25 protein-coding genes and 1 tRNA gene are annotated in these 26,989 nt (G+C 49.9%); 7 read left to right on the plus strand and 19 right to left on the minus strand.

Features of this window, described 5'->3' with window-relative positions; genetic code table 11:
- Window positions 1-3: 3 nt before the first annotated feature.
- Window positions 4-456, plus strand: coding sequence for a hypothetical protein (locus tag L1278_RS04305; RefSeq protein WP_253401268.1), 453 nt, complete (start codon window positions 4-6; stop codon window positions 454-456).
- A gap of 29 nt (window positions 457-485) precedes the next feature.
- Here the strand turns inward: L1278_RS04305 and L1278_RS04310 are convergent, their stop codons facing one another.
- Both L1278_RS04310 and L1278_RS04315 read right to left on the minus strand, forming a co-directional pair.
- Complete coding sequence (locus L1278_RS04310) at window positions 486-1,421, minus strand: GNAT family N-acetyltransferase (protein WP_253401270.1); 936 nt, start codon at window positions 1,419-1,421, stop codon at window positions 486-488.
- Between the two features lie 199 nt (window positions 1,422-1,620).
- Complete coding sequence (locus L1278_RS04315; protein WP_253401272.1) at window positions 1,621-2,796, minus strand: ATP-binding protein; 1,176 nt, start codon at window positions 2,794-2,796, stop codon at window positions 1,621-1,623.
- 112 nt (window positions 2,797-2,908) lie between these two features.
- On the opposite strand from L1278_RS04315, the gene hemA reads away from it, so the two are divergent.
- Window positions 2,909-4,186, plus strand: coding sequence for a glutamyl-tRNA reductase (gene hemA / locus L1278_RS04320; RefSeq protein WP_253401273.1), 1,278 nt, complete (start codon window positions 2,909-2,911; stop codon window positions 4,184-4,186).
- Between the two features lie 203 nt (window positions 4,187-4,389).
- Window positions 4,390-4,797, plus strand: coding sequence for a hypothetical protein (locus L1278_RS04325; protein WP_253401275.1), 408 nt, complete (start codon window positions 4,390-4,392; stop codon window positions 4,795-4,797).
- 165 nt (window positions 4,798-4,962) lie between these two features.
- On the opposite strand, the gene L1278_RS04330 is transcribed toward L1278_RS04325, so the two are convergent.
- Window positions 4,963-5,271, minus strand: coding sequence for a helix-turn-helix transcriptional regulator (locus L1278_RS04330; protein WP_076421268.1), 309 nt, complete (start codon window positions 5,269-5,271; stop codon window positions 4,963-4,965).
- Between the two features lie 438 nt (window positions 5,272-5,709).
- Between L1278_RS04330 and L1278_RS04335 the strand changes: the two genes are divergently transcribed.
- A complete protein-coding gene (locus L1278_RS04335; RefSeq protein ID WP_253401277.1) occupies window positions 5,710-6,936 on the plus strand; it encodes a Glu/Leu/Phe/Val dehydrogenase dimerization domain-containing protein in 1,227 nt (408 codons plus the stop codon).
- A 391-nt stretch (window positions 6,937-7,327) separates the two neighbouring features.
- Here L1278_RS04335 and L1278_RS04340 read toward each other — a convergent pair whose 3' ends face one another.
- Entirely contained in the window at window positions 7,328-9,826 is a 2,499-nt protein-coding gene (locus L1278_RS04340; protein WP_253401279.1) for a DUF3971 domain-containing protein, read from the minus strand.
- 203 nt (window positions 9,827-10,029) lie between these two features.
- Here L1278_RS04340 and L1278_RS04345 point away from each other — a divergent pair.
- A tRNA-Val gene (locus L1278_RS04345) sits at window positions 10,030-10,104 on the plus strand.
- Between the two features lie 724 nt (window positions 10,105-10,828).
- Here L1278_RS04345 and coaE read toward each other — a convergent pair.
- The 8 genes from coaE to L1278_RS04385 all read right to left on the minus strand — a co-directional run bounded on the left by coaE (window position 10,829) and on the right by L1278_RS04385 (window position 17,192).
- Window positions 10,829-11,434: a dephospho-CoA kinase gene (gene coaE / locus L1278_RS04350; RefSeq protein WP_253401281.1), complete on the minus strand. Its 606-nt coding sequence runs from the start codon at window positions 11,432-11,434 to the stop codon at window positions 10,829-10,831.
- Between the two features lie 5 nt (window positions 11,435-11,439).
- Window positions 11,440-12,417, minus strand: a complete 978-nt coding sequence (locus L1278_RS04355; protein WP_253401282.1) for a hypothetical protein — start codon at window positions 12,415-12,417, stop codon at window positions 11,440-11,442.
- A 12-nt stretch (window positions 12,418-12,429) separates the two neighbouring features.
- The gene (gene yajC / locus L1278_RS04360; protein WP_253401284.1) at window positions 12,430-12,732 is read right to left on the minus strand and encodes a preprotein translocase subunit YajC; all 303 of its coding nucleotides are present in this window, start codon (window positions 12,730-12,732) and stop codon (window positions 12,430-12,432) included.
- A 32-nt stretch (window positions 12,733-12,764) separates the two neighbouring features.
- The gene (locus L1278_RS04365; protein ID WP_253401286.1) at window positions 12,765-13,304 is read right to left on the minus strand and encodes a DUF1573 domain-containing protein; all 540 of its coding nucleotides are present in this window, start codon (window positions 13,302-13,304) and stop codon (window positions 12,765-12,767) included.
- A 25-nt stretch (window positions 13,305-13,329) separates the two neighbouring features.
- Window positions 13,330-14,328 carry an isocitrate/isopropylmalate dehydrogenase family protein gene (locus tag L1278_RS04370; protein WP_253401288.1) on the minus strand — a complete coding sequence of 333 codons (999 nt, stop codon included), beginning with the start codon at window positions 14,326-14,328 and terminating at the stop codon, window positions 13,330-13,332.
- Window positions 14,329-14,330: 2 nt separating this feature from the next.
- On the minus strand, window positions 14,331-14,633 hold the full coding sequence (locus L1278_RS04375; RefSeq protein WP_188500682.1) for a YtxH domain-containing protein: 303 nt from the start codon (window positions 14,631-14,633) through the stop codon (window positions 14,331-14,333).
- A gap of 80 nt (window positions 14,634-14,713) precedes the next feature.
- Window positions 14,714-15,853, minus strand: coding sequence for a transcription antitermination factor NusB (nusB, locus tag L1278_RS04380; protein ID WP_253401290.1), 1,140 nt, complete (start codon window positions 15,851-15,853; stop codon window positions 14,714-14,716).
- A gap of 238 nt (window positions 15,854-16,091) precedes the next feature.
- On the minus strand, window positions 16,092-17,192 hold the full coding sequence (locus L1278_RS04385; RefSeq protein WP_253401292.1) for a Glu/Leu/Phe/Val dehydrogenase: 1,101 nt from the start codon (window positions 17,190-17,192) through the stop codon (window positions 16,092-16,094).
- A gap of 152 nt (window positions 17,193-17,344) precedes the next feature.
- Here L1278_RS04385 and L1278_RS04390 point away from each other — a divergent pair, with 152 nt between their 5' ends.
- Both L1278_RS04390 and L1278_RS04395 read left to right on the plus strand, forming a co-directional pair.
- A complete protein-coding gene (locus L1278_RS04390; protein WP_253401294.1) occupies window positions 17,345-19,129 on the plus strand; it encodes an ABC transporter transmembrane domain-containing protein in 1,785 nt (594 codons plus the stop codon).
- Window positions 19,130-19,266: 137 nt separating this feature from the next.
- Entirely contained in the window at window positions 19,267-19,695 is a 429-nt protein-coding gene (locus L1278_RS04395) for a hypothetical protein (RefSeq protein ID WP_253401295.1), read from the plus strand.
- 125 nt (window positions 19,696-19,820) lie between these two features.
- On the opposite strand, the gene L1278_RS04400 is transcribed toward L1278_RS04395, so the two are convergent.
- The 7 genes from L1278_RS04400 to L1278_RS04430 form a co-directional block, all read right to left on the minus strand.
- Window positions 19,821-20,489 (minus strand): hypothetical protein, encoded by a 669-nt coding sequence (locus tag L1278_RS04400; RefSeq protein WP_253401297.1) that lies wholly within the window; start codon window positions 20,487-20,489, stop codon window positions 19,821-19,823.
- 48 nt (window positions 20,490-20,537) lie between these two features.
- Window positions 20,538-21,149, minus strand: a complete 612-nt coding sequence (locus L1278_RS04405) for a TetR/AcrR family transcriptional regulator (RefSeq protein ID WP_253401299.1) — start codon at window positions 21,147-21,149, stop codon at window positions 20,538-20,540.
- Window positions 21,150-21,233: 84 nt separating this feature from the next.
- Entirely contained in the window at window positions 21,234-21,755 is a 522-nt protein-coding gene (locus L1278_RS04410; protein ID WP_253401301.1) for a GyrI-like domain-containing protein, read from the minus strand.
- Window positions 21,752-23,521: an ABC transporter ATP-binding protein gene (locus tag L1278_RS04415; RefSeq protein ID WP_253401303.1), complete on the minus strand. Its 1,770-nt coding sequence runs from the start codon at window positions 23,519-23,521 to the stop codon at window positions 21,752-21,754. The genes L1278_RS04410 and L1278_RS04415 overlap by 4 nt, the downstream gene beginning before the upstream one ends.
- A 691-nt stretch (window positions 23,522-24,212) precedes the next feature.
- On the minus strand, window positions 24,213-25,520 hold the full coding sequence (locus L1278_RS04420; RefSeq protein ID WP_253401305.1) for a cystathionine gamma-synthase family protein: 1,308 nt from the start codon (window positions 25,518-25,520) through the stop codon (window positions 24,213-24,215).
- A 1-nt stretch (window position 25,521) separates the two neighbouring features.
- Window positions 25,522-26,289 carry a tRNA pseudouridine(38-40) synthase TruA gene (gene truA, locus L1278_RS04425; RefSeq protein ID WP_253401307.1) on the minus strand — a complete coding sequence of 256 codons (768 nt, stop codon included), beginning with the start codon at window positions 26,287-26,289 and terminating at the stop codon, window positions 25,522-25,524.
- A 170-nt stretch (window positions 26,290-26,459) separates the two neighbouring features.
- Window positions 26,460-26,921, minus strand: coding sequence for a hypothetical protein (locus tag L1278_RS04430; RefSeq protein ID WP_253401309.1), 462 nt, complete (start codon window positions 26,919-26,921; stop codon window positions 26,460-26,462).
- Window positions 26,922-26,989 lie beyond the last annotated feature (68 nt).

The raw sequence follows: 26,989 nt of genomic DNA on the forward strand, positions 1-26,989 counted from the left end.
ACGATGATTCCAAAGCTGCAACAACGAGAGGACCTGACACAGAATGATAAACTGGCGGAAGAGTTTGGTCGCATGCAACAGTTGATCGATGCGCTGAACAGCAAAGCCATTCCGGAAGGTATAGCCGCTACTATCGCGCAGCAAATTGAGCCACTCAACAGCCCGGACATCCCAGCACCTCTGTACGCTGCCCGGCTGAAGAAAACCCGAAGCTTCATTCTCAAGCTGGTGGAAAAGCAGTTAAAACTGGTGCCTCAAAAGCACTACCAGAAACTATGGCTGGCACTTGGCATATCGGCATTAGGGATTCCTTTCGGTGTTGTGTTCTCCGTAGCGCTGAAGAACTTTGCCTTTATTGGACTGGGCTTGCCAATTGGGATAGGGGTAGGTATAGCGGTTGGTACGCAGCTGGATGAACAGGCCAAAGCCGAAGGCAGGCAGCTCGATTTGGAGTAGATTTACGAACGCACCTTTCTTACCGAAAGTTAAAAGTCCAGCCGGTAAAAATCGTGCACAACGGTGCGGGCGCCATAGCTCTCTTTGTAGTTGACCAGGCCCTCGTTCAGGTATAGCCCCTGCTGCTCTGTGGAAATGCCGAAGCTGAAGTACTTTTTGTGTGGGTATACCTGCGTTAGAAGATGATCTGTTAAGAAGTCTAGTGCTCCTAACTTCTGACCACGCACGTTAGAGCAAATGTACTGACTGTGGGCAACAGTAGGTGATTCGTAAATTAACATACCAGCTACTATTTCTTCACCTTCATAAACAGCTTTGAGGTTAATGTTTGTAGGGAAATTAAGAGCTAACTGCATTAGCTCTTCTGCTGTGTGAATAGGGCTAAGTTGGTACTTTTCACTTAGTAATTGGCTCGCCATCTGCATGTAAGTTCCGTAGTCTTGGCTTTCACGTACCTCCAATGCATAGCTAGTTGCTTTATTAATTTGTCTTTTGCGTAATTGATTATATGGCAACCTGTTGCCCAGGGCGATGACGGAATTCACATCCCGGCGGTACAACGTGGCCCCATACCTGAACAAGGTATATAGATCTTCTTCAGCTGGCAGTTGATGGTAGATATGCGGGATGGCTTTGTAATAAAGTGTCTTGAAATGCTGCTCCCGGCTATACCTGATCAGGGCCTCAAACACCTGTAACATCAACGGACTTTTCATTTTCCTGCTGCTTACCAGCCCCCCGTAGCTCAGCCCTGCGTGCGAGTGCAGCTCATTGTTTGTAGCGTTGGCCGGCAGCACCGCCACCAGTTTGTCTTTGTGGCAGAACAACAACGAGTGGTCTTCGAAGCGGTCGGCATGATACTCCATGTAGTCGCGAAGAAACAGGAACGTGCCGTTCTTGGAGGCCTTTACAAAAGCATTCCACTCCGACTTATACCTATCGCTATACCTGACTACTGCTACCATTGCTTCCCGAAAAGGCTTATCTCTGATGGATACTCTGTTTGCTTAAAAAACTATACCTGTGATGTGGGCTATACCTGCAAAAAAGCGGACAGGTCGCGACCTGTCCCCACTGCTATACCTGGCAACGATGTTATGGTGTAACATCGCTACATTTATACCTTCCACTTTCCAGCCCACCCCTCAATTCTCAAACTTAAAATCACCTGTTCAGCACGATCCGGAAGGTGGTGCCTTTGCCGATCTCGGAGGACTTGACGTAGAGCCTACCTTCGTGGTAGTTGTCGATGATGCGCTTGGCCAGCGCCAGTCCCAAGCCCCAGCCCCTCTTTTTGGTTGTAAATCCCGGCAAAAATACGGAATCCATTTTGCTCTTCGGTATACCTTTACCTGTATCGCTGATGTCGAGGGCAATCTGACTTTTACCCAGCAGCGAGAGCTGTAGCCGGATACTGCCGCGACCTTCCATCGCATCGACCGCATTTTTGCAGATGTTTTCGATCACCCAGTCGAAGAGCGGCACATTTACCTTGGCTGTGATTTCGGGGGCAAAGTTTGACGCTACCGTAAAGTCCACCTTGCTTGAAATACGGTTTTGCAGGTAGCCGATCGCGTTCTCCGTTACCTGCAGAATATTTTCGTCACGTAGCAGCGGCACCGAACCGATGTTGGAGAAGCGCTCCGTGATGATCTCCAGACGCCGGATGTCTTTCCAAAGCTCCGCCGTGATGGGCTCGTTCTCGAACTTCGGGCTGGACTTCATGTACTCATACCAGGCCATGAGCGAGGAAAGCGGCGTACCCAGTTGGTGCGCGGTTTCTTTGGCCAGCCCCACCCATACTCTGTTTTGCTCGGCCTTGCGGGAGTAACTGAAAGCGAAGTAAGCCATTAGGGCAAAGCAGGCGATCACCATCAGCTGCACATAGGGATAGTAACGCAGTTGTGAGAGCAGGTCCGAGTCTTTGTAGAAGACGTAGTTTTCAGAGCCCTCCGCCCAGGGCACGATAATCGGGGCGTGCTGCGCCTTCATGCGAGCAATCTCGCGCTGCAACAGTTCATTTTTGCGCTCCTCCGAAATGTTGTCAGGCAGGTTGATGTTCTTGAAATCGAGAATGTTTTCGTTCTCGTCTGTCAGGATAACAGGTATAGTGTGGTTGGATGAGAGAATCTCCTCTTCAATGAAGACGATGTTGTCATCGCTGGGAGCATTGATCATGTAGCGCAACCCCTTGGCATAAAGCTGCACCAATTCCTGCTCTCTTTCAGACAATTTGCTCACTAATACGTTAGTGTACGTAATAGTTACCGCCCCGATAAAGAGCGCGACAATAACGACAAGAAACTTTATTCTGTTTTTCTGGGCGTAAATGGGAATCATGCGGTGCGCGAAAATTATCTGAAATTAGTAGAAATTAATTAATAAGGTCAAGTAAGTTTCTTTTTAATAAGCAAAGCCGTAATTTTGCACTTTAGTATTCCGAACGAAAGTTATGCTTCAGAACTTTAAAGCAATCAGCCTGTCCTACAAGAAAGCACCGCTGGATATCAGGGAGCTGATTGCCTTAGATGAGAACTCATGCAGGCAATTTATTCAGACGCTGAAGAGCTTTATTCAGGCTTCTGACATACTGGTGCTCTCTACCTGCAACCGCACCGAAGTGTACTATAACTCCGATGTGGATTATAGCACCGAAATTGTGAAGCTGCTTGGCATCACCAAAGGCATAGACAACATTACCCAATACCTCGACTACTTTACGATCCTCAACGAGCACAACGGTGCCGTTCAGCATTTATTTGAGGTAAGCATGGGGCTGGAGTCGCAGGTGGTGGGCGATATGCAGATCACCAACCAGGTGAAGCAGTCGTACCAGTGGGCGGCCGACAACGAGACCGCCGGTCCGTTCCTGCACCGCCTGATGCACACCATCTTCTTCACCAACAAACGCGTTGTGCAGGAGACTGCCTTCCGCGATGGTGCCGCCTCTACTTCTTACGCTGCCATTGAGTTGATCGAGGAACTGACTGCTGATGTGGTGGCTGAGCCCAAGATCCTGGTGGTGGGAGTAGGCGAGATTGGTGCAGATGTGTGCCGTCATCTCAAAGACAAAGGCTACCAACACGTCACTATCACCAACCGCACCATGGCCAAGGCGCAGGTCCTGGTGGACGAGTGCGGTATGACTGTGCTTCCGTTTGAAGATATCGTGCAGGGTTTGAAAGAGGCAGACGTGATCATCTCATCGGTGGCTCGCGAAACCCCTTTCTTTACCAAAGAAATGATCCAGCGCCTAAACGTGCTCACGTTTAAGTTTTTTATAGACCTGTCTGTGCCGCGCAGCGTGGAGGCCGAGGCAGAAGCCGTGCCTGGCGTACTGGTTTACAACATCGATACGATACAAAATAAAGCATCTGCTGCCCTACAGCAGCGCATTAACTCTGTGCCGCAGGTACGCGCTATCATCGAAGAGTCGATCGAACAGTTTAACGACTGGTCGAAGGAGATGATGGTATCACCTACTATCAACAAGCTGAAAAACGCGCTGGAGTCGATCCGCCAAGAAGAGATGGCCCGCTATATGAAAAAGCTAGGCCCGAAAGAGGCTAAACTGGTTGATAACATCACCAAGTCGATGATGCAGAAAGTAATTAAGCTGCCAGTGCTGCAACTGAAAGCGGCGTGCAAGCGCGGTGAAGCCGAAACACTGATCGATCTGCTGAACGACCTGTTTGATCTGGAAAAGCAACCGGCAGATTCTCACCAATAGCAACAAAACCTTAAATAATAGAAAGCTGACTCCAAAAAGGTCAGCTTTTTTTATGTCTAAACTTGCAACATATAAATATTTTTACATATCTTTGCACATATAAATATTCATATAAGATATTTGCTTTAACCAGAAGAAATTTCGATCCAAGCTACGAGAACAGCAGCAAACAAAGTCCATCTTATACCCTTAGTGCAGTAAAAATGAAAAACATCTCCGCCCTCCTATCCTTTATTACTGTTGTTCTGTTATTCAGCTCCTGCACCAGCCACTCATTTATGCTGACAGAGCGCGACATTGCCAATGATGGCATTGCCCCGATCCGGAAGTCAGACTTTAAGATGGTGGCTGATAAACCAGCGGATGCTTATGCAGATGCGGACGCCAAGTGGGTAGCTACTTCAAAGCCGCACGTTGCCTCCACTTCAGCCCGTGTCGTGCGCCGCACCGATGCCGTGGCACTTTCTGCCGCCACTACCCACGAAGGCCACGAGATACTGAAGCGTGAAGTTGAAAAGGCCATGAAGAAGGAAAAGTCTGCCGCTGCTCCCACCAAGAAGGAAGTGAAAGCAAAAAAGCAGAAAGAGACAGGCGATAAAATTTTACTCTAAGCCTCAGCCACAAAAAACTACTTTGCACGGTTCTTCGTGAACCGCCTGTTTTATTTAGTATAAAAAAAGCCAAAGGTCCCCGTCTGCTTCATTTTACGAAGGGAACGGAGACCTTTGGCTTTTCTATGAATGTAATACTCGGTGCCTCAGCACCTGGGCGGATTACTAAATATCAATGCAGCATTCTTCCAGGCAATCGATCACGTCAATCAGCTTTGGAATGGCAAGGGAATAGTAAATTTTGGTGCCAACCTTAAAGGAAGACAGGACCCCTTTGTCCTTCAGTGTAATCAAATGCTGGGAAGCAATAGCCTGTGGCAGGTCCAGATACTTATAAATTTCCGTAACAGTCATTTTATCCTCCTTGCCGAGCAAGTCCACTATCGCCAGTCTCTTCGGGTGTGCCAACACTTTCAGCATGGCTGCCGCCTTATCTATTTTCTTAGATTCAATTCTAGATAACAAACTTTTCATAATTAATAATTATACCTAACAGTTTCTACATACATTTAAACAATACAATTCATATTAAGATATATACGGCAACCGCGACATTTGGCTGATGTAGCTCCAAAGGAATTTTAAAATTTTCTTCTGAAGCCCTCATAACACAACACACTCCTTGTCAGATACATCCTGAATGATGAATTGAGTACATGTACGTATAAAAATTAAAATTGGATATAGGAAATACTTAATGTTGATAGATTACTATATAGCCTTTTCCTAATTGCCTTCCTCCGTGAAACGTCCAATACGTAAAGCTGTTCACCGAAAATTCAGTGTCGCAACGTGTATTCCCAGCACAGTACAATATATACGCCTGGATAGGTATAAGATTTCATAGCCCTGTACGCTCCGGGGTAATTTTGTACCTTTGCGGTCTGTAAACCCTTAACTACAAACAAACCCATGAAAGAGCTTCTCGAAAAATTTGAGAATAAACGTCCTGAGATAGTATTTGAGTGGAAAGATGCTGAGACTGAGGCAGAAGGCTGGGTGGTGATCAACTCGCTGCGCGGTGGTGCAGCCGGTGGTGGCACCCGCATGCGCAAAGGCCTGGACAAGCGCGAGGTAGAATCGTTGGCCAAAACCATGGAAGTGAAGTTCACCGTATCAGGTCCTGCCATCGGCGGGGCTAAGTCAGGTATAAACTTCGATCCGGCCGACCCGCGGAAGCGCGGCGTGCTGGAGCGCTGGTACAAGGCTGTTATTCCACTGCTCAAAAGCTACTATGGCACGGGCGGCGACCTCAACGTGGACGAGATACACGAAGTGATACCGATTACGGAAGATTATGGCCTGTGGCACCCGCAGGAAGGTGTGGTGAACGGGCACTTTAACGCCACTGAGCCGCAGAAGATCAACAAAGTAGGCCAACTGCGCCAGGGCGTGATCAAAGTAATTGAAGATCCGGCTTATACCCCGGCGGCAACCCGCAAGTATACAATAGCCGATATGATTACAGGTTATGGTGTGGCCGAAGCTGTATGTCATTACTATACAATTTGGGGTGGCTCGTATGAAGGCAAGCGCGCCATCATTCAGGGTTGGGGAAATGTAGGCGCTGCTGCTGCCTTCTACCTGGCTGGCAAGGGCGTTAAGATTGTCGGTATCATCGACCGGACGGGCGGCTTGATCAGGGAAGAAGGCTTCTCCTTTGATGAGATCCGCGAGCTATACCTGGGCCGACAGGGCAACACCCTGTATGCAGAGAACCTGATCCCATTCGAAGAGATGAACAACCGCATCTGGTCACTCCCTGCCGAGATCTTTATACCTGCCGCTGCATCACGCCTGGTGACGCGCGGACAACTCGAGCAAATGATCGCCAGCGGACTGGAGGTAATCTCCTGCGGAGCCAATGTGCCATTCCAAGATCCGGAGATATTCTTCGGCCCTACCGGTGAGTTCGCCGATCAAAACATATCGGTTATACCTGACTTTATCGCCAACTGTGGTATGGCGCGGGTGTTCGCTTACCTGATGGAGAACGAGGTAGAGATTACGGACGATGCCATTTTCCACGACATCTCGCGTGTCATCCGGGAAGCTTTGGAAAAAACACATACTAAGAATCAGGCGAAAACAGAGATCGCCAAGGCCTCTTTCGAGATAGCACTCAGCCAACTGCTGTAATTTTATATAGCGCCTGTTGGGCCCAGTTATAAATAAAAAAGCCGGAGAAACTCCGGCTTTTTTTTCACCCTTATATTTTCAAACTGCAACGCCTTTCTTAACAAGATAGGACCTTACCAAGTAACACTGCAGTATTTATCAAATCTATTCCCAAAAACCCATACAAACCATTATTGTAATTTTGTTTTATCTAACGACCGAACGCTACGCGGGTTATACAATAAACAGCATTTTTTTAACAAACACTTTCTTTTGTACTGTAGACGTTAGTTAACAAAGGATGTAAGTAAAATATAATTTTTACAATACAACATCTATTATCCTCATAGCCTCTGCTCTATGCCGTAGATCTGCTAAGGGACTTATCAGGTATAGCTGCTTTACTTCTGACCTAATCAAAGTCAAAATATTCACCTTCCTGCAGCTCCACTTTCTTTTCCTGTTTCACTGGCTTTTTGCCGCGCAGCAGATCCTTCAGTTCCTGGCCTTCCTGTTTCAGATCGGTTTTGATCTTCTCGCGCACACGCTCGTTGTCGTACGCCAGCTTAAAGTCGTTCTCCTTGCCGCGCAGGGTCAGGAAAAGCGAGCTGTTCCCTGCATCTGTATCCTCAGCCACCACACCGTAAACGCTGTCACGGTCAGGCCGGCGATCTTTCGTAAGAGGCAGCTTGATACGATAGTCCATGTCCTGGTCGAAGGTATGGGTACCGGAGATAGACACCGAAGGTATAGCCGAGAGGTTGGAACGAATGTCCATCTCCGGAATGAAGATGGTGCGCTGCTGTATCCAGAAGTTATTGCTGAGCTCTGCAAACTTCATATTCGCCAGTTCTGACCGCTTCACGAAGGCCGACATCTTCTGCATCGGGGCAAAGTTGATCAGCTGACCGTCGCGCACCGTGGCGGCAATCTCCGCCTGCATGAGGTCCGTTTTGGTGTTGAGCTGGCTATCGAAGTAAACGTCCGACACAATGTTGGCTGTCAGCCTGCCCCGCAGCTGCTTATCAGAAATAAAGCTCTGTCCGAAATTCTCAAAAACATAGAACAGACTGTCGACGCTCATGTTGCTCAACTTGGTGGCTGTGCTCACCTTGATGTGGTCGCGGTTGCGGGCATCGAGATTTCCGCGTACGGCGAAGTTCCCTCCAATGGCGTTGAACGAGATGTTGGGGGAAGACACGATCTGGTTGCGCAGCTTCACCTCTCCTTTGATGTGCTCCGCTCTGAAGCGCCTGAACTTTGCCTGCCGGATAGTGGCACCCAGGTCGAAGGCAATATCGGGCGAGATGTTAAACTTATAAGCAGCACTGCCAGTCTGCCTGGCATCGGCTGGGGTATTCAGCTCTTCGCTCAGCAACTGGTCAAAGTTGAGGTATTGGCTGCTGAAGTCGGCTTCAACAAGTAGGCGTTGTTTATCGAGCAGCAACCAGGCCATCACGTTGCGAAACATTCCGTTCAGCACAAAGTCCGAATCGCCGAGTTGGCCTTTGAAATCCGACACCGCTACATCATTCTTTTTGAAAATGAAGTTTCCGTTTAAGCCACTCAATGGCATCGGCATTTCCTTGAGGTTCAGCATCACGTTATGCAGCGTGATATCGCCGCTTGTGTTGAGCGTGCTGTTGCCCGGCCTGGCCTTGAACTCTTTTAGGTTACCTGCAAAGGCGATGCGCACATCCGCCAGGCCGCTTCCGCTTTTCACCTCTTCAAGCTGTAGCAGGCTCACCACATAGCCCACATCCAGCATGCCCTTGGCACTGAAAGCCAGGTAGGGGTTCTCAAAATTGCGGTAAGTTACACTCCCCTCAAAAGGACGCTTGTTCAGGATGCCTTTCAGGTTCTTCAGCTCCAGCAACGACGTTGCAGCGCTCTTACTGGCGCCATTCGTAAAGTATCCATCCAGGTGCAGGCCTTCAATTTTCTGCTTGGTGTCAGGGTGAAAGAAAGAGGCGTTGCGTGCGCCAAACTCAAAAGCTACCTCCGGGTTTTGCTTGCCGGATGCCTTGCCTTTTACAGTGCCCTTGAAGAAGACGTCTCCCTCGCTGCGGTACTGGCTGTACTCACGTGTAATATGTTGGGGCAGCAACGAGAGCAGCGACTGTATGTTGGTGTCTTTACCCTGCATTTGCAGGTCGAGTTCCGTAGTGCCGCCATAGGCAATTTGCCCGCCTACTTCATAGGCAGCACCCTCTACCTGCACAACAGAGGGTCGCAAGGCAATGGTGCGCGCGGTGCGGTCTATTGTCAGCGCTGTGTGCAGCGCTACAGACTTCCCCTTGAAGAATTCACTCTCAACTATCCGGATGGTGCTGATCGTGGCGTTTCCTTTTGTTTCAAGGGCTATCTTATCGTTGGTGATCGCCATAGCCGCATCTAATTGCTGCGCATCGGCTTGGATGTAGTGGTTCAGTTGGAGGTCGGTGTAGCGCAGCGCGACCCGGCTCAGGTGGATTTTCTCCAGATGGAAGGCGAAATCACCGGACGAATTGCTGGAGTCGGTTGCCAGGATATGGTAGTTGACCTGCCCGTTTTTGAGCACGCGCACATGGATGGAGCCGTTCTCCAGGTATAGCTGCTTCACGTCATACCTTCCCCGGATGATGTCGAACACGCTGAACGTGAAATACAACTTCTCGGCCCTTGCCAGCGACGAGTCACTGTCTGCTATACCTTCGTGCACGTTTACCTGTTCGAGGGCCACAGCCACCTGCGGAAACTTATCGAAAAGGGAAAGCGAAATTTTGCCGACGTCTACCTTTGTCGTGATATGCTTATTGGCTTCGGCCACAAAGAGTCCGATTATTTTATCTTGGTACGCATACACCAGCCCTGCCGAAATGCCTGTGATCGCCACTGCTGCCAGGGCGACATAAAATAGCACTTTTTTCACAACACGTTTTCGTCCCAAGAGAAAGTTCAGATTTTAAGCATCTTACAAAAGCTAAAGGTACTGCAGTATTCACACGTGCACAATAGGCGATGCGGCTCGAAAAAAAATTTTAAGATTTTTTTAGCAGATGTTTTGCAGTTCCAAAAAAACACCCCATATTTGCATCATCAAAAGGGGACAACAGGTCTTCAAAACGAGAAAATGGGGTGTTAGCTCAGCTGGTTCAGAGCACCTGCCTTACAAGCAGGGGGTCACTGGTTCGAATCCAGTACGCCCCACAAAAGGACAACTGCAAAGTTGTCCTTTTTTTATGTCCATACTTTTCTGAAGCGCTATACTTCAACAAGCAAACCTCCCCCCAGCTTACTGTATAACGGCCTGATTTCGAATAAAATATACAGAAGATAGTAAGGTTTCAAACCTCGCTTTCAAGAAGGTATAATATGCCTGCAAATTTCATAGCTCCTAAGCATGCGAAGACTGTTAGGTCCTAAACTTTACCACCAATTGTTGGCAGCAAAACTCTGTAGGGCTATACCCATATTCTCTCCTTGAAGACATGTGAGAAATCAAGTTTGAAATTTGCAGGCGTAGCTCAGTGAAGGGTGTTGGCATTTGGTGTAAGACTCTCTTAAAGGCATACGCTCCTATTGGCCCTCTGCCGCAAGTTTTGGATTCCCGTTCTTCCTTGTCCTCAAAGGGATGGTCTTTTCTAGTACTAAACTGCCTAGCTCTAAGCATTCAGAACTCCTCCGTATAGGCTGTACCGGTGTGCATTTTCCAAACAGGATTCACACAGGCTCATTACTCTCCTGAATGGATTCCCTTATAAGGGATTGCCTCTGAAATCGTAATCTCAATTTGTTTTATATGCCTGCACAGGGCAGTAAGGACAGAAAGCTGCTCAAGAAGACTTTATCTGGTTATTAATTTGGGGAAGGCCTAGCTGAAGGTATAGGTATAGACTATACTATGTCGCGGGATGAGAGTGTACTTTAGATTCTACCCAGCTATACCTGACCTGGAAAGAAATTGCTTGTGCAGGGCAAGCACCTGGGGTATTATAAGTTGTTGGTCGTCGTTGTAGACAATGTGCTGTGCCCGGGATACTTTTTCTTCTTCGCTCAGCTGCTTGCTGATGATCGCTTTTATATCAGCTTCTGTGCGGTGTGGGTCGCGTTTAAGCAGTCGCTTGAGGCGCACATCCAGCGGGGCAGTCACGACAATGATCTCATCCATCTGCCGCCACGATTCTGATTCAAACATCAGAGCAGCTTCCTTGATTAGGTAAGGGGCATTTGCATTGACCTCAGCCCAGCGCTCAAAGTCAAGGCCTACATGCGGATGCACCAAGGCATTAAGCTTGTCCAGCCGTTCCTGATTATTGAAGACTACTGATGCCAGATAGGCACGGTCCAAATGCCCTTCCGAGGTATAGGTTTCCTGCCCAAAGGCCGCCTGCAGTTCCTGCTTCAGTGCAAGGTCGTATTGCATCACCCACTTGGCGCGGGTGTCGGCGTCATACACAGGTATACCCAGCACTTGAAACACGCGGCATACAATGGTTTTGCCTACGCCTATTCCGCCGGTTATACCTATCCTGAGCATGCGCTTTATTTTTTTAAGACGGCTTTGATGCGCTCAGGCCAGAGTGTAATGCTGCGGGCACCGGCAGGCTTCTGCACAAGTTCGGGTGCCACTGTGGAGTCGAGGCGGCTATACCTGGAGAAATCTACAATGGCCTTGAATGCTTCGGAGTTAATGACGGCCGCTGAATCTTCGAGTGCGAGGTAGCGAATCAGCACCACCTGCGGACGCAAGGTTACCTCGGTATTCAAGGGCACATTCACCATTTCCGGCACAACCTGGTGTTCGCGCTGTTGTAGTGGCTTTATCCTTGCCGAAACAGTGGCCTCTGTTATATCCGCCTTCACCAGCGACTTGTTATCATACTCGATGGGCACCACGATCTTAGCCGACTCAGTCAGGTTGGTGATCGGCAAACGCAAAATAAAAGGGCTTGGCAAACTATCGACCATGGAGGATGGTCCTCGGAAAGTAATGGTGTCCGGATCAATACGGACAGGGCGTAGCATGGCGTGGCGTTCGCCTGTCACTTTCTGAGCAGGGTCGAGCTGCAGCGCGATGCGGCGCGTCACATTCTCATTGAAGTTAAAGAAAAGGGTATCGGTTACAACAAAGTTAAGCTGCAGACCGTCCATGGCATTCACCAGAGCAGGTCTTAAGGCGGAGCCAAGCAGATAATTGTTGCGGGGAAGGCTACGGATGTAGACCTCTGCGGGCTGTACTTCTACCCTAAGTGCTTTGCGAAGGAGTTTCCACCCACGGCCGGTAACGTTTACCGCTACCTCTTCAGGCAGTGGACTGATTGGAACCAGGCGCTGTTCGTTGTACACAAAGCGCACCGGGTAGGAGGTCTGGGTAGAGTAGCTTTTGTTGAGGGCATTGAGCAGCCAGAAAGTAGAAGCCGCCACAAAACAGAGCACTACAATTCTCCAGTAGTGCTCTGTTTGGGGCTTAAATGGCCTTACAAACCATAAAATGATATTTCGGGCTTTCTCAAACGACAAGGTGTCTTATCCTTATTTCACTTTAGCAGTAGCTTCCAGCGAGATAGCAGATTTCTCAAACAAAAGACGCACGCCTTTGTCTACTTCTATCTCTACGGTGTCATCGTTAACAGCTGTTAAACGACCATGCAGTCCGCCTATTGTCACGACCTGCATACCTTTGGTCAGCTCTTCACGAAATTTTTTCTGGTCCTTCGCTTTTTTCTGCTGCGGACGGATCATGAAAAAATAGAAAACAAGGATAATAGCGCCGAACATCAGGAGCTGTGGCAGCATGCCACCGTCTGGTGCGGCTTGTAGGAATATCGTTTGCATAAAAAGGGTTGTGCTCTTTAGAGCGTGATTTTTTAGTTGAGTTTCACTGGGCCGTCAGCGCCTGCAGTTGGGATGCTAGATGAAGTTACGTTGCCCTTCATGAACACACGCACAATGTTAGGCTCTGTATTGGCACGAACCGTCACAGTCGGAGACTGCTGGCCAGGCTTGTTACGGCTATCGAAACGCACCTTCACTTCGCCTTCTTCACCTGGAGCAACAGGAGTCTTCGTCCAGTCAGGAGCGGTGCAACCACAAGAGGCAGAAGCACTCTCAATTACCAGCGGCGACTTGCCTGTGTTGGTGAATTTGAAGGTATGCTCTACTATATCACCTTCTTTAATGGTGCCGAAATCATACTCGGTTGTCGCGAAGCTCATTACCGCCATGTTCTCGGTGCTGGCCGTTTGGCTGGTTGGCACTACGTTCGGGTTATCCACTACTTGCGGCTGATCTGCAGGTGCAGTTGCTTCGGCAGTAGTTGCCTCTGATGCCGTCGTGTTGTTCTGGTCGCAACTGGTCACTGTCATGGCAGTGCCAAGCGCTAGGGCTAATAAGAAGTTCTTTTTCATATCAGTTAAACAGCTTTTTGCTTGATTATAGTTTCGCAATAATGTGTTGTGCAAATTCCATGGTGCCGGCTTTGCCTCCCAGGTCGCCTGTGCACTCTTCTCTGTTAGCAAGCGTTGCATCCAGAGCCGTCTCAATGCGGTACGCCTCATCTTTCAAATCGATGTGGTGCAGCATCATGATGGCCGAGCGCAGCAATGCAGTTGGGTTCGCTTTGCCCTGGCCTGCAATATCAGGAGCAGAACCGTGTACGGCTTCGAAAATGGCCATGTCGCTGCCGATGTTGGCACCGGACACGACACCCAGACCGCCTACCAGACCCGCGCACAGGTCAGAAAGGATATCACCGAACAGGTTGGTGGTTACGATCACGTCGAACTGCTCTGGCTTAATCACCAGCTGCATGCACATATTGTCGATGATCTTGTCGTCGTACTGGATGTGCGGATATTCCTTGGATATCTCGCTGGCTTCGCTCAGGAACAGGGCGCCGGCGCTTTTCAGGATGTTGGCTTTGTGAACAGCCGTTACCTTCTTGCAGTTGTGCTTATTAGCGTATTCAAACGCGGCACGGATGATCTTGCGGCAGCCTACGCGTGTGAGGCGGGCTACTGAGTCAGAGATCTGCAGGCGCTCGTCAAACATCTCAAGGCCAGAGTACAGGCCTTCGGTGTTCTCGCGGAACAGCACCAGGTTCACGTTATCGAAGCGTGTATTTACACCTGGCGTTGTCTTGGCAGGGCGTACATTGGAGTACAAATCGAACATCTGGCGCAGCTGCACATTAATGCTCTTAAAGCCTTTGCCAACCGGCGTAGTGATAGGGCCTTTCAGGGCCACTTTGTTCTTCTTAAGGGAGGCAATCAGTGTAGAAGGAATCAGTTCACCCATCGAGTCGAAGGTGGTCTGTCCTGCATTTTCCTCTTCCCAGGTTACGGGCACGTTAGCGGCACTGAAAACGGCTTTAACAGCTTCTGTAATCTCTGGTCCAATCCCGTCGCCGGGAATCAGTGTAATCTCTCTCATGTCTATATTTCTTTCCTGCTGTTAATCTCGTTGATAAGTGAATCGACATCGCCCAGCAGCTTCTCGGCTTTGTCTTTTGCGTCCTGTATCACACGCTGTCCTTCGGATTTTGCGCTTGAAGTCACACGGTTGCGGTCTTCCACCAGTTCTTCCAGCAGGTCTGAAAGGGTATCGCGGTATTTCTCAAGGCGGTAGCTCAGCCAGCTGCGTGTCTCTCTACCTTTCTCTGGTGCAAACAGGATACCTGCTGCAGCTCCTACAGCGGCTCCAGAAACGAAAAACAGGATATTGCTCGTTTTACTCATAGGATTATCTCTATACTTATATATTAGGTATGTCGTTACCCACTATTACGGTATAATGGGGCGTAAAGACGGACAATACCTTATTTGTTGTCGATCAAACCACGGCCTGACTTGCGGATCTCTCCTTTTGCAGTCAGCTCTTGGGCCATCTTGTCCAGTACACCGTTCACAAACTGCTTGCTCTTTGGTGTGCTGTACAGCTTTGAGATCTCTATATATTCGTTGATGGTCACCTTAACGGGTATGCTTCGGAAGATGTGCATTTCGCAAAGCGCCAACTTCAGGATGATCTTGTCAAGCAGGGCCACACGCTCCACATCCCAGTTCTTCACACTTGCGGCAATCATGGCCTCGTACTTTTCATCATCCTGCAGGGTTTGGTGGTAGAGCTCCTCAAAGAAGGCCTTGTCGTCTTCCCAGTTAGCCGAAAGATCCAATAATAAGGGCTCCTCTTCGGTCTCTTCGCCAAACATCTTGACAGTCTTGTTGACCAGGCTTTTCACGATGGATTTGTTCTCCACCCAGTTCAAATCCTGCTCTTCAAACAAAGATTGTAAGTTTTTTTCTTTAAAAATAATGTTTTTGAAAATATGTTTCACCACTTCCAGGTCCTCCTCGAGCGTGGGCTCGGGCAGTGCCAGGTAGTTTAGAAACACTTCATCCTGCTTCAGGACGTTCTTATAAACGAGGCGAATCTCGCTGATGTCGGAGCCCCAGCTGATGTTGCGACGAATGATGTGTTGCTGGTATGACTTGTTGGTGAGGATGCGTTGCGCCACCCGGTTGTTCAGAAAGCGCTTTACATCAGGGCCAGTGGCAGCCGTAAAACGTTTCTCCTTCTTCTCCTCCTCATCTTTCACCAGTTCATTGATCAGCTCCAGAATCTGCAGGGTGCCCAGGTAGTGGTCGTAAATGCGCTCCACAGCGCTCATCATCTGGCTGCTGTATTGCTTGTAATCTTTTTTGGTGAGGTTCTTATAAGTTACAACAGCTCTGTTTACCGCATCAATTATCTCTTTGTCGGTCTCCTCTGTTTCAAACTGGCCGGTTTCGTGCCATTCCTTAAAGAGCAACTGGGCAATTTGTTTGCGGCCTTCAAGCAGCTTGCGGTCCTGCACCTCCATAGAGTTCAGGTCTGGGGCAAAGTCTTCTGCTATCTGATCAAGTGCCAGCTGGTAATCCGAACCTTCGGCCTGTTTGTAGGCATAAATGGCTTGCATAGCCTTGATTCGAAGTGTTCTGCGGTTGAGCATAATGGTATTTTAAAGAACGTGTTGGTTGATATGTGTTTTACTATAGTCGGTGCCGTGGCTCCAAAGCAGCAGACAGGTATAGCTGCCGCTGGTAAAGGTATACGCAAAGACGAACCTGTGCGCCAATAAATATGGTATGTAGTAAAACAAAAGTGCTACAGGTTAATGCAGCACTTTTGTTTTGAATAAGATCAAAAGGAAAGGCCTAGAAAGTGGACTTTACTTTACCAATGGCGTTGATACGCTGCTCTGCCATCTTGGTAGCGGCCAGCTGCGTGTGGATGCCCTCTTTCTCAGCCTTCTCAAAAATATCCAGAGTATAGCCGTAGATACGCTCTGTCTGAGCATAAGCGCTTTCGCGGTTGTAGCCAACCAGCTCAGAGTACACGTTGATCAGACCACCCGCATTGATCAGGAAGTCCGGAGCGTATGCGATGCCTTTTTCTATCAGCGCAGGACCATGAATGGATTCGTCGCGCAGCTGGTTGTTGGCGCTGCCCGCAATCACCTGGCACTTCAGGCGGTTCAGAGTGTCGTCGTTGATGGTACCTCCCAGCGCACATGGCGAGTAGATGTCCACGTCCAGGTCATAGATCTCGTCCATGCCCACCACCTTTGCGTTGTACTTGGCAGAAATCTCGCGCAGACGGTCTTCGTAGATGTCGGTGATGAAGATCTGGGCGTTTTCTTTCGCCAGCAGCTCTACCAGGTAGCCACCTACGTGACCAACACCTTGCACAGAGATCTTCTTGCCTGACAGTGAGTCAGAGCCATACACCTTCTTGGCGGCGGCTTTCATACCCATGTACGTACCGTAAGCAGTAACCGGAGACGGGTCTCCGCCACCACCCATCGCTTCTGGAAGACCAGCTACGTGATCTGTTTCCATCTTGATGTACTCCATATCTTTGGTAGTGGTTCCTACGTCTTCGGCCGTGATGTAAGCACCGTTCAGGTTCTTCACAAAGCGACCGTAACGGCGCATTAGGGCCTCTGATTTATCTTTTTTAGCATCGCCGATGATTACAGCTTTACCGCCACCCAGGTTCAGCCCGGAGATGGCAGCCTTATAGGTCATACCTCTCGAAAGACGCAACACATCATTCAGCGCTTCAGCATCAGAAGCATAAGACCACATACGTGTGCCACCCAGTGCCGGGCCAAGTACCGTATTGTGGATACCAATGATAGCTTTCAGGCCAGTCTCGTGGTCGTGGCAGAAAACTACTTTCTCATGGTTATACTCTGATATCTGACCGAAGATAGAATCGTCTTTCTTCAGTTCAACTTCTTTTAGTTCGACCATTTATGAATTTAAATTAAGGGTTGTCCTATCTTTGTAAGTAGACGGGGAGGAAGTGCCTCCCGTTTCATGCTGCAAAATTAATTCTTTTTTTGATTAATTCAATTTGAACCTGATAACTCTACGTAAAAGCCTCTGAGCTTCATAAACTTGCTGTGAAATCACTCCGCTACCTCAACAAATATTTACTCAAGTATAAATACCGCCTTCTTTGGGGCCTGGTATTCATCATCATATCCAACTTTTTCCAGATTCTGCCTGCCCAGGTGGTGCGTCATGCCTTCAATCTGATCAAGGAGGGCATTAACCTCCACAATCTCTTCGAGGGGATGGCACAGCAGGAAACGGTATACGAGACCTTTGCCAGCAGCATTCTCGTGTATGGGGTTATTATTCTGGTGATGGCGCTACTGCGGGGACTTTTCCTGTTTTTTGTGCGGCAGACTATCATCGTGATGAGCCGCCTGATCGAGAACGACCTCAAGAACGAGATTTACGAGCACTACCAGAGCCTGCCGCTCAGCTTCTACCGCAAAAACAACACCGGCGACCTGATGTCGCGCATCTCCGAAGACGTGAGCCGCGTGCGCATGTACCTCGGCCCGGCCATTATGTATGGCCTCAACCTGGTCATCCTGTTCTTGATGGTGATTCCGTACATGCTGTCGGTGAATGTGAAGCTCACGCTCTATACCCTGATTCCGCTGCCAATTCTGGCCATCAGCATCTATTACGTCAACAACATTATTGAGCGCAAGTCCGACGAGATACAGCGCAGCTTGTCAGGTATAACGACCTTTGTGCAGGAGGCTTTTTCAGGCATTCGGGTACTCAAATCCTTTGTCCGCGAAGACGATTCTCACAACAACTTCACCAAAGCCAGCAACAACTACAAGGACAAGTCGCTGGAGCTCAACTTCGTCAACTCTCTCTTTTTCCCGCTCGTGCTGTTCCTGGTAGGTCTGAGCACCATCATCACGGTATACATCGGCGGGCAGGAAGTGATGAACGGCAGCATTACCACCGGTAACATTGCCGAGTTCATTATCTACGTGAACATGCTCACCTGGCCCGTTACTTCGCTGGGCTGGACGGCCAGCCTGGTGCAGCGCGCCGCCGCCTCGCAGGCCCGTATCAACGAGTTCCTGAATACCAAAAACGACATTGTGTCGCGCGCCAACATCAGCAAGCCGATTGAGGGGGACATCGTGTTCGAAAATGTGGATTTCGTATACCCTGACACAGGTATACACGCCCTGAAAAACATCTCGTTCCGCATCAACCACGGCGAAACGCTGGCGGTAATCGGCAACACAGGCTCGGGCAAAAGCACGATTGCCACGCTCCTGCCTCGTATGTACGACGTCACCAGCGGACGCATTCTGATTGACGGGGTGGATGTACGCGATTACAATTTAGAGAGCCTTCGCAGCCAGATCGGGTATGTGCCGCAGGACGTATTCCTCTTCTCAGACTCCATCCGCAACAACATCGGTTTCGGTTTGCCAAGAATTACAGAGGAACAGATGGTGCAATCGGCCAAAGATGCAGACGTATACGAGAACATCATGCGCTTCCCCGAGCAATTCGACACCAAGTTGGGTGAGCGGGGCATTACGCTTTCCGGCGGACAGAAGCAGCGTGTCTCCATTGCCAGAGCGCTGGTGCGCGAACCAAGCATTCTCATCCTCGACGACTCACTCTCAGCGGTGGACACGAAAACGGAAAACGCCATCCTCAACAGCCTTCGCCGCATCATGGTGAACCGCACTTCAATCATCATTTCACACCGGGTATCGTCTGTGAAACTGGCTGATAAGATTCTGGTGCTCGATGACGGGGAGATTGTGCAGCATGGCACGCATGAAGAGCTGATAAAGCAGCAGGGGCTCTATAAGGTGCTTTATGAGAGGCAACTGCAGGCCGAGGACTCGCAGTAGCTCCCTTTATAACTTCCTGATTATGAACCCGAAAAGAGCCGACTCAACTGGGCATAGTATTATCTGAGGGAATTTTTTGATACAGAAACTGTTATAGGTACGTATAGCAAGTTTAATCAACTCCTAAATCTCTATCTATGGCTATTGACATACAGCAAATCGGCAAAAGGTTCCGTTTTTATACCAGCATCAAAGAGTTGGAAATGCCACAGCTCCTCGAGATGACGGGCGGCGATGAAGCAGTTCTTGCTAACATTCTGTCAGGGAAAAACTACCTACTCGATGAGTTAGTGGCTATCGTAAAGAATTTTCATGACCTGAACACGAAGTGGCTCATCTATGGCGAGGGCGGCATGTTCAAGCCCATGGACGAGGACGGCACCTGCAAAGACAACCATAAAGACTGCCTCAAAAAGGACAAAACCGCCTACCTGAAGCAAATGCAAAACATGCTCATAGAGCTCGATGCTGCCGAAGTAGCCAAAGGCCACCACGCCGATGTGGACGCACTGAAGGCGAAGTTGGAAGAATACAAAGCCAGTCAGGACAACAGCATGGCTGAGTAGTTAACGGCCCAAACCCACATCCCATTTTGATGCGTTTTTAGCCTGAGCAGGCTTAGATATACAAAATGCCCCCATGCAGGCGGTTTGCCTGCATGGGGTCATTTTGTATTTAATGGCGCTATACCTTACCGGGCAACTTTACAATTATCCAGTAGCTCCGTAACTCCTTTTCTCAGTGCCTTTTCGGTGGCGAGCGATTCAGTGGAAAGATTAGCCGTGCTACTGCTCCTATACCCATCTTCGTACTTGTTGCCAGGCAACGTGAGTGGGCTCAGTTTGGTGGTTGTAGCCAAGGTATAGATCTGCTTTTTCTGGTCTGTCGAATGGAGTTTGAAGTGCATCGTGGCTTTCGAGTCATCTACCCCGACTGTGCCGTGGCCTTGCTGTATCTCCTTCTGCTCTTGCGCGCTTGTGCGTGCATAGCCCATACCTGAAGCGACTTCTCCTACGGCCAACTCCAGATAATAGGTATAGCCCGCCTTTCGCATTTGAACCAAAGTAGCTGAATCTGGCGCTGGGTTCGGTTGTATCCCTTGCCTGGCCAGGTCATACTCCTGTTCTACCACATAAGCTGTTGCTATACCTTCTTTGCCAAACGCCTGCTCCAGTTGCTGATAAAGCTGATGCGATCGATGTGCCGAAAGTCCTGGGATGGATCCAACCAGTATACGGTCACTCGCCTGAAATGCTTTGGGGCAACCGCCAGGTATAGCCGCGTGCCGGGTGGAGCCAATACAGCCGCTTAGCAACATGACACAACACAGTAGCGCAAATTTTATTTTATTTAGAAACATAAGAAAGTATTGAGAACAGAATAGCTTATAGGCTCGGTGCTTAGCTGCCTATACCTTTACCCGTATACCTTCCAGAATCAGGTTCACGGTATAGAGTACCTCGCGCTCTATTTTCTCAAAATCAATGGAGGGCAGGTTGTGGAACTGGGCGCGCTGGAACTCTTCGAACTGGATCAGGTCTTTGACGACCATAATAGAATAGCCCACCCGCTCGGCTTCGCAGTTAAGGAAAGTACCGTTGGCTATACCTTCTTTAATAACGGAGGCGTAGAAATTCGTCTCCTTGGCGCGCGACTCCTTAAAAAGCTCCTGAAACATGATGCGCGTTTCGATGAGCACTTTGATGGAGATGGTGTGCTGCGTTACGATTTCCTGATAGTAGCGTAACGATGAGCGGATGTAAAGCAGCAGACGTTCCCGGGGGTCCTTTTCCTGTTCGGCTATTTTCTTGATCCGGTACAGGCTGCCTTTCCACTCCTGCGAGAAAGCCTCAATAAAGAGTACCTCCTTGCTCTTGTAGTAATAGTAGAGCGTAGGTTTCTTGAGTCCGATGGCATGGGCAATATCATCCAGCGTGGCTTTGCTGTAGCCCAGTTTGCCGAACACCGACTTGGCTGCGTCCAGTATCAGCTCTTTTTTTGCCTCTGCCTTTTTGCCCAATTTGCTCTGTTGCTATCGTTCCACGGGGAAAGGCGTAACCATTCTCCTTTCATCAAATATAGAGAGATAATCTATACTTGCAAGCTAGTCCTGAATCGGAACCTCCACTATACCCTGGTGGTCATCGGGGAACCACTCCACGTAGAAAGTTTCCAGTACTAAGTCCTTCTCTTTGGCGTAGTCAAAAATGGCTTCATAGAGTCTGTTTGGGGCCAGCATGTAATGGGCGTTTACTTCGCCACGCAGCGCACGTCGGCCAGCCGGTACTACCCGCAGTTCGTAATCGGCAGGCAACTGCACCGTGCTGTCAGGTACAACCACCCCTATAAAAGCATTCACACTATCGGCCCGCCCCTCGGGATTGTTGTAGTAGATATTGCCCGGCATACCTTCCAGTTCTTTCTTGTCGAGCACCTCGGCGGCTCTCCGGAAGGCATCATTGATCCCACTGTCGTTTACAGAACCATGGAAGGCGCGGCCTGCCACATAAAGTTGCGTTGAACTTGCTTCTGATACATTGGCTGAGCTGAAACCTCCCAGATAGGCATAAAAAGCTGCTACGATGAAGGAGAGTACCAACATCACTAACAAGAATTTCTTGTTCATAAGTCGATCATGTTTTTGTACTGCATGTGGTAGAGTTGGGCATAGTAACCGTCGTGGCGCAGTAATTCCTCGTGGTTACCCATTTCTTTAATCTCGCCGCGGTCCATCACAATAATCTTGTCAGCCTTCTGGATAGTAGACAACCGGTGGGCGATGACGATGGACGTACGACCGTGCATCAGTTGGTCGATGGCGTACTGTATCAGTTCTTCGGTCTCAGAGTCGACGCTGGAAGTGGCCTCATCCAAGATAATGATTTCCGGATTGTAGACCATCGCCCGCACAAAGGAAATCAGCTGGCGCTGCCCTACCGAAAGCGTGGCTCCGCGCTCCATTACCTGATAATGCAGCCCGCCCGGCAGCCGCTCGATGAATTTGCGTGCACCCACCAGGTCGGCGGCGTGCCACATTTGCTCTTCAGTAATGGCTTTGTTACCCAGGCTTATGTTGTCGGCGATGGTGCCCGAGAAGAGGAAGACATCCTGCAGCACCACGCCGATGTGGTGGCGCAGCACATCGAGGTCGTACTCTTTGATGTCGTGCCCGTCGATCAGGATCTGGCCGCTGTTGATTTCGTAGAAGCGGTTGAGCAGGTTGATCATCGAGGTCTTCCCTGCACCCGTGGCTCCTACGAAGGCCACTGATTCGCCCGCTTTCACGTCAAGCGAAATGTTGCGCAGCACCCAGTCCTCGTCTTTGTAGGCAAACCACACATCCTTGAAGTTCACGTTGCCTTTTATTTTCTCAGGCGCATACGTACCGTTGTCGGGGACCATTTCCTTGCTGTCGAGCAGGCGCATAAGGCGCTCGGTACTCACCACACCCAACTGCAGCGTGTTGAAGCGGTCGGCAATCATGCGGATCGGGCGGAAAAACATCTGGATGTAAAGGATGAAGGCCATCAGCGTACCCAGCGACACGTCGTTGTCGATCACGCCATGGGCGCCATACCATACGAGCAGGCCCAAACCGGCCGCACCGATGATCTCCGCCACCGGGAAGTAAACCGAGTAGTAGAGCACAGACCGAACGTTGGCGCGGGTATGCTCCTTGTTGATCTCCTTGAACTTCTCCATCTCGCGCTTCTCGTTGTTGAAAATCTGCACGATGCTCATACCGGTAATGTGCTCCTGTACAAACGAATTGAGCCGCGCCACGGCCGTCCGCACATCCTGAAATGTGTCCTTGATTTTCTCTTTGAAGATGTAGGTACTAATGAGCATGATCGGGAAAGTAGACAAACTCACCAAAGCCAACTCCCAGTCGATGTAGAACATGAAGCCCAGGATGAAGACGAGCTGCAGGATGTCGCCGATCATGGCGGCCAGCCCTTCGCTGAACACGTCCGAGAGTGTTTCCACATCCGACACGTTGCGGGTCACGAGCGTGCCGATGGGGGTGCGGTCGAAGAACTTGAGGCGCAGGTTGAGGATGTGGCGATAGAGCACAACCCGTATGTCGCGCACGACGTGCTGCCCCAGCCAACCCGCGAAATAGGTATGGAGGTACTGCACAATCGCATGCCCGATCAAGAGCACGGCGAGGATCACGAACATCTTGTTCAGGCCTTCCCAGTCGTTCTGCAGGATCTCTTGGTCTACGGTATACTGAATCAGGAAAGGACGCACGGCAGCTAAAATAGCTGAGGCAAACGTTAGGAACACGATGAAGTAGAAGATCCGGATATAGGGCTTCACGAACGTAAAGAGCCGCCGGATGACGTCTGCATCGAATACCTTGCCTGTATTTTGTGGTTTATCTTCCAAGTTTTGTTGTTCTGTTTTCTGTTTCTGGAGTGGTTGATCACAGGTATAATTTACCCACCCCTACCCCCTCCTTGTCTAAGGCGGGGAGTCTGTTATTACTATTTAACAGGTATAGGCATTGTCGCTTCAGTATTCTGTGCACGATTTACATCCCCCTGCCCCCTTCGAAGGGGGACCTTTCTGCTGTAGCCAGTCTACAGGTATAAGCCTAGTTGTGAGTGTCACAGACCGCTGGCAAGTATAGCAAGACTAACTTGCTCCGGAAGCGATGAAACAGACAACTGTGCACGGTGCACTTTACGGCGCTCCACTGTTCGAGCGGTCAGCGAGTTTGGAGCGTCTTGATTTTTTTGCTCACTTTTTTCATCAAGGAAAAAAGTAGGTGCCCGCCGCACAGGCGAAGCTATACAACATTAAAAGTTGCTATACCTGCAGCAGCAGCTACAAAGCAACCCAACCTATACCTATACCTGGGCCAGAGGCTCCACCATAGCAGACACGAGCGCGGACGCTCGCTCAATAGACCAGCCGTAGCTATACCCTTACGGATACTACATACTAACTGCTTGCAAAGTTAATGGTTTTTGCATCAGGATTTTCGGGATTTATCAGGTATAGCAAGTGCTCCACAAGGTATAAAAAAGCCCTTCTCCGTTTGGCAGAGAAGGGCTTCCAAAATGCAGGTCTATACCTATACCTCCGCTTCCACAGGCACAGTAACTTTCTCAAGCGCCTGCGCGATGTCAGAGATGATATCCTCCGGATGCTCCACGCCTACCGAAATTCGAATCATACCTTCACCTATACCCATCACAGCGCGGTCGGCCAGACAGATATCGGAGTGGGTCATGGAAGCCGGGTGCTCAGCCAGCGACTCAGTTCCGCCGAGGCTCACGGCCAGTTTAATCAGTTTCAGGTTGTTGAGGAACGTGAAGGCTTCTTTCTCACCACCTTTAATGTCGAACGAAATCATAGAGCCTGCTGCCTTGCATTGTTTGTCGTAAATAGCCTGCTGCTGGGGATTGTCCTGCAGGTAGCCAAGGAAGTAAATCTTCTCTACTTTCGGGTGTTCTTTCAGGTAGGCCGCTACTACTTCAGCGCCACGCGCCTGACATTCCATCCGGATTTTCAATGTTTCGAGGCTTCGCATGAGCATCCAGCCCGTCCACGGGCTCGCCATAGAACCCATGAAGGTGCGCATACCTTTTACCTGCTTCATCAGGTCTGCCGGGCCGGCGCAGGCGCCCGCGATCAGGTCGGAGTGGCCGCCGATGTATTTGGTAGCAGAGTACAAAACAAGGTCAGCGCTGTGCTTGAGCGGGTGAGAGAACACCGGCCCCAGGAACGTATTGTCCACGGCTACGACTACTTTTTTGTCGGCAGTCGAGTGCTTTTTGGCCATGGAGGCGCAGGCCTCGATGTCTACCAGGTGATTGGTCGGGTTGGCTGGGGTTTCCAGGTATACCATCGCCAGTTTGTCGGCCATACCTGACTCCTCCAACATCTGCTCTACTTTCTCAATCGGGGTGTTGGCACGGAAGCCCATGCTCTTCACGCCGAACTTTGGCAGGATGTTTTTAATGTAGTAGTCGGAGCCGCCGTAGATGGGCTCGCTGTGCAAGATCAGGTCGCCCGGCTTGAGCAAAGCCAGGAGCGTGGTGCTGATGGCCGCCATACCGCTCGCAAACACGGCTGCTTCGTCGGCACCGTCCCAGAAGCGGAGGCGGTTCTCCAGGATTTCGAGATCGGGATTGTTGAGGCGACTGTAGATCAAGCCGAGCTGTTCTTCGGCGTGCTTCTCACGCAGGCCATACGCTAGTTCAAAAAAGGCCTTTCCTTCTTCCGCGTTCTTGAAAACGAAGGTAGAGGTTTGGTAAATCGGCGCCTTCACAGCCATTTCTGACCACTCCGGGTTATACCCGTAGCTCATCATTAAGCTTTCAGGGCGGAGGTGTTTGCCGTTAAGATGTGGACCGTTCTGGTCTTCTGGTAATTGCATGCTATAAAGGGTTTGTTTTGGGTGATGTCTTGAAAATATGCTCTGGATACGACACTTTGGCCAGGTATAGCCCCTCGGAAGGCGCCGCCCCGCTGGCTTTGCTGCGGTCCTGACTGGCCACGATCCGTTCAAAATCGGCTACTGTGATCTTGCCACGGCCCACATCCAGCAAAGTGCCTACCACCAACCGCACCATACCTCTCAGAAAGCGGTTTGCCCGGATGGTGAAGACTAGTTCGTCGCCTTGTTGGCGCCACACGGCTGCGTACATGCTGCAGCGGTAGTGTTTGGTGTCGCCTTTGACTTTGCTAAAGGTCGTAAAATCCTCGTAACGAAGCAAAACAGCAGCCGCCTCGTTCATTTTCTCCACATCCACGGGACGCGGCAGGTAAGTGGCGTAGTATCTTTTGAAAGGATCTTTTGCTAAGGTAATATGATAATGATAGGTACGCTCAAAAGCGTCGAAACGGGCGTGGGCCTCGTCGGTGACAAGGTATAGGTTCTTCGCCACGATATCCGCTGGCAAGAGGCGGTTGAAGCGGTAGACCGTGTGCTCGGGATCCAGCTCCTGGGCCACATCGAAGTGCACGAACTGCTGACTCGCGTGTACTCCTGTATCGGTGCGGCCGCTCCCGGTGGAGCTTATGGGCTGCCGGAGCACTTTGCTCAGGCAATCGTCGAGCACCTCCTGTATGGAGAGGGCGTTGGGCTGTACCTGCCAACCATGGTAACGAGTGCCGTCATAGGCTATTTCCAGAAAGTAGCGCATGGGCAAAGGTAAGATTTCCTGACAATAGTGACAGAAAATTAGTGCACCCGTCTACTGCAGGCACTATTTCATAGTTCATAAAAACAGAAAGGGCACTCCCATCAGGAGTGCCCTCTGTAAAGGGTGAAACTGTGTGCTCTATACCAGTATCGTTATAGTAAAGGGGTAATTTAGTTTCTGCGGCCGGGCTCAGGAGAGCGATTGCCAATATCGCCGTTTCTCACACCTTCCTGCAGGATTTCGCCCAGGCTGCGATTGCGGCGCTGCTCATCCCGCTTCTCCCAACGTTCCCGCTCCCGACGTTCTGCTTTTTTCTCGTCTTCTTTTTGTCGTTCCCAGCGATCATCATCTCTTCTCTCATTCTCTCTTCGTCGCTCCCAACGCTCGTCATCTCTTCTTCTATCTTCCCAACGATCATCGTCGTCATCACGATCTTTGTATTCCTTTTTGCGGGCCTTCTCATACTCCTTGTCCCGTTTCCACTCGGCATGTGCCCGGTGCTTCTCCTCTACAAAAGAGGGTTTGCCTTTCTTCTTGCCTTTATCTTTATCACCATTGTAGTCGGCGGCGGTGGCTACCTGAGCCCCGAATGCCATTAAACCTACCAGTACCAGTGTCATCAACTTTTTCATAAGCTTTTGTTTTAGGTTTGATGAAGTATAGGCAAAGGGGGTGCCAAATTAAGTTGCATTAGTCGCCG

The organism is Pontibacter sp. HSC-36F09, assembly GCF_024171605.1.
GTDB lineage: Bacteria > Bacteroidota > Bacteroidia > Cytophagales > Hymenobacteraceae > Pontibacter.

Coding starts and splice junctions, on each gene's coding strand:
- L1278_RS04305 (WP_253401268.1), top strand. CDS start 4: ATGATTCCAAAGCTGCAACAACGAGAGGACCTGACACAGAATGATAAA.
- L1278_RS04310 (WP_253401270.1), bottom strand. CDS start 1,421: ATGGTAGCAGTAGTCAGGTATAGCGATAGGTATAAGTCGGAGTGGAAT.
- L1278_RS04315 (WP_253401272.1), bottom strand. CDS start 2,796: ATGATTCCCATTTACGCCCAGAAAAACAGAATAAAGTTTCTTGTCGTT.
- hemA (WP_253401273.1), top strand. CDS start 2,909: ATGCTTCAGAACTTTAAAGCAATCAGCCTGTCCTACAAGAAAGCACCG.
- L1278_RS04325 (WP_253401275.1), top strand. CDS start 4,390: ATGAAAAACATCTCCGCCCTCCTATCCTTTATTACTGTTGTTCTGTTA.
- L1278_RS04330 (WP_076421268.1), bottom strand. CDS start 5,271: ATGAAAAGTTTGTTATCTAGAATTGAATCTAAGAAAATAGATAAGGCG.
- L1278_RS04335 (WP_253401277.1), top strand. CDS start 5,710: ATGAAAGAGCTTCTCGAAAAATTTGAGAATAAACGTCCTGAGATAGTA.
- coaE (WP_253401281.1), bottom strand. CDS start 11,434: ATGCTCAGGATAGGTATAACCGGCGGAATAGGCGTAGGCAAAACCATT.
- yajC (WP_253401284.1), bottom strand. CDS start 12,732: ATGCAAACGATATTCCTACAAGCCGCACCAGACGGTGGCATGCTGCCA.
- L1278_RS04365 (WP_253401286.1), bottom strand. CDS start 13,304: ATGAAAAAGAACTTCTTATTAGCCCTAGCGCTTGGCACTGCCATGACA.
- L1278_RS04370 (WP_253401288.1), bottom strand. CDS start 14,328: ATGAGAGAGATTACACTGATTCCCGGCGACGGGATTGGACCAGAGATT.
- L1278_RS04375 (WP_188500682.1), bottom strand. CDS start 14,633: ATGAGTAAAACGAGCAATATCCTGTTTTTCGTTTCTGGAGCCGCTGTA.
- nusB (WP_253401290.1), bottom strand. CDS start 15,853: ATGCAAGCCATTTATGCCTACAAACAGGCCGAAGGTTCGGATTACCAG.
- L1278_RS04385 (WP_253401292.1), bottom strand. CDS start 17,192: ATGGTCGAACTAAAAGAAGTTGAACTGAAGAAAGACGATTCTATCTTC.
- L1278_RS04395 (WP_253401295.1), top strand. CDS start 19,267: ATGGCTATTGACATACAGCAAATCGGCAAAAGGTTCCGTTTTTATACC.
- L1278_RS04400 (WP_253401297.1), bottom strand. CDS start 20,489: ATGTTTCTAAATAAAATAAAATTTGCGCTACTGTGTTGTGTCATGTTG.
- L1278_RS04410 (WP_253401301.1), bottom strand. CDS start 21,755: ATGAACAAGAAATTCTTGTTAGTGATGTTGGTACTCTCCTTCATCGTA.
- L1278_RS04420 (WP_253401305.1), bottom strand. CDS start 25,520: ATGCAATTACCAGAAGACCAGAACGGTCCACATCTTAACGGCAAACAC.
- truA (WP_253401307.1), bottom strand. CDS start 26,289: ATGCGCTACTTTCTGGAAATAGCCTATGACGGCACTCGTTACCATGGT.
- L1278_RS04430 (WP_253401309.1), bottom strand. CDS start 26,921: ATGAAAAAGTTGATGACACTGGTACTGGTAGGTTTAATGGCATTCGGG.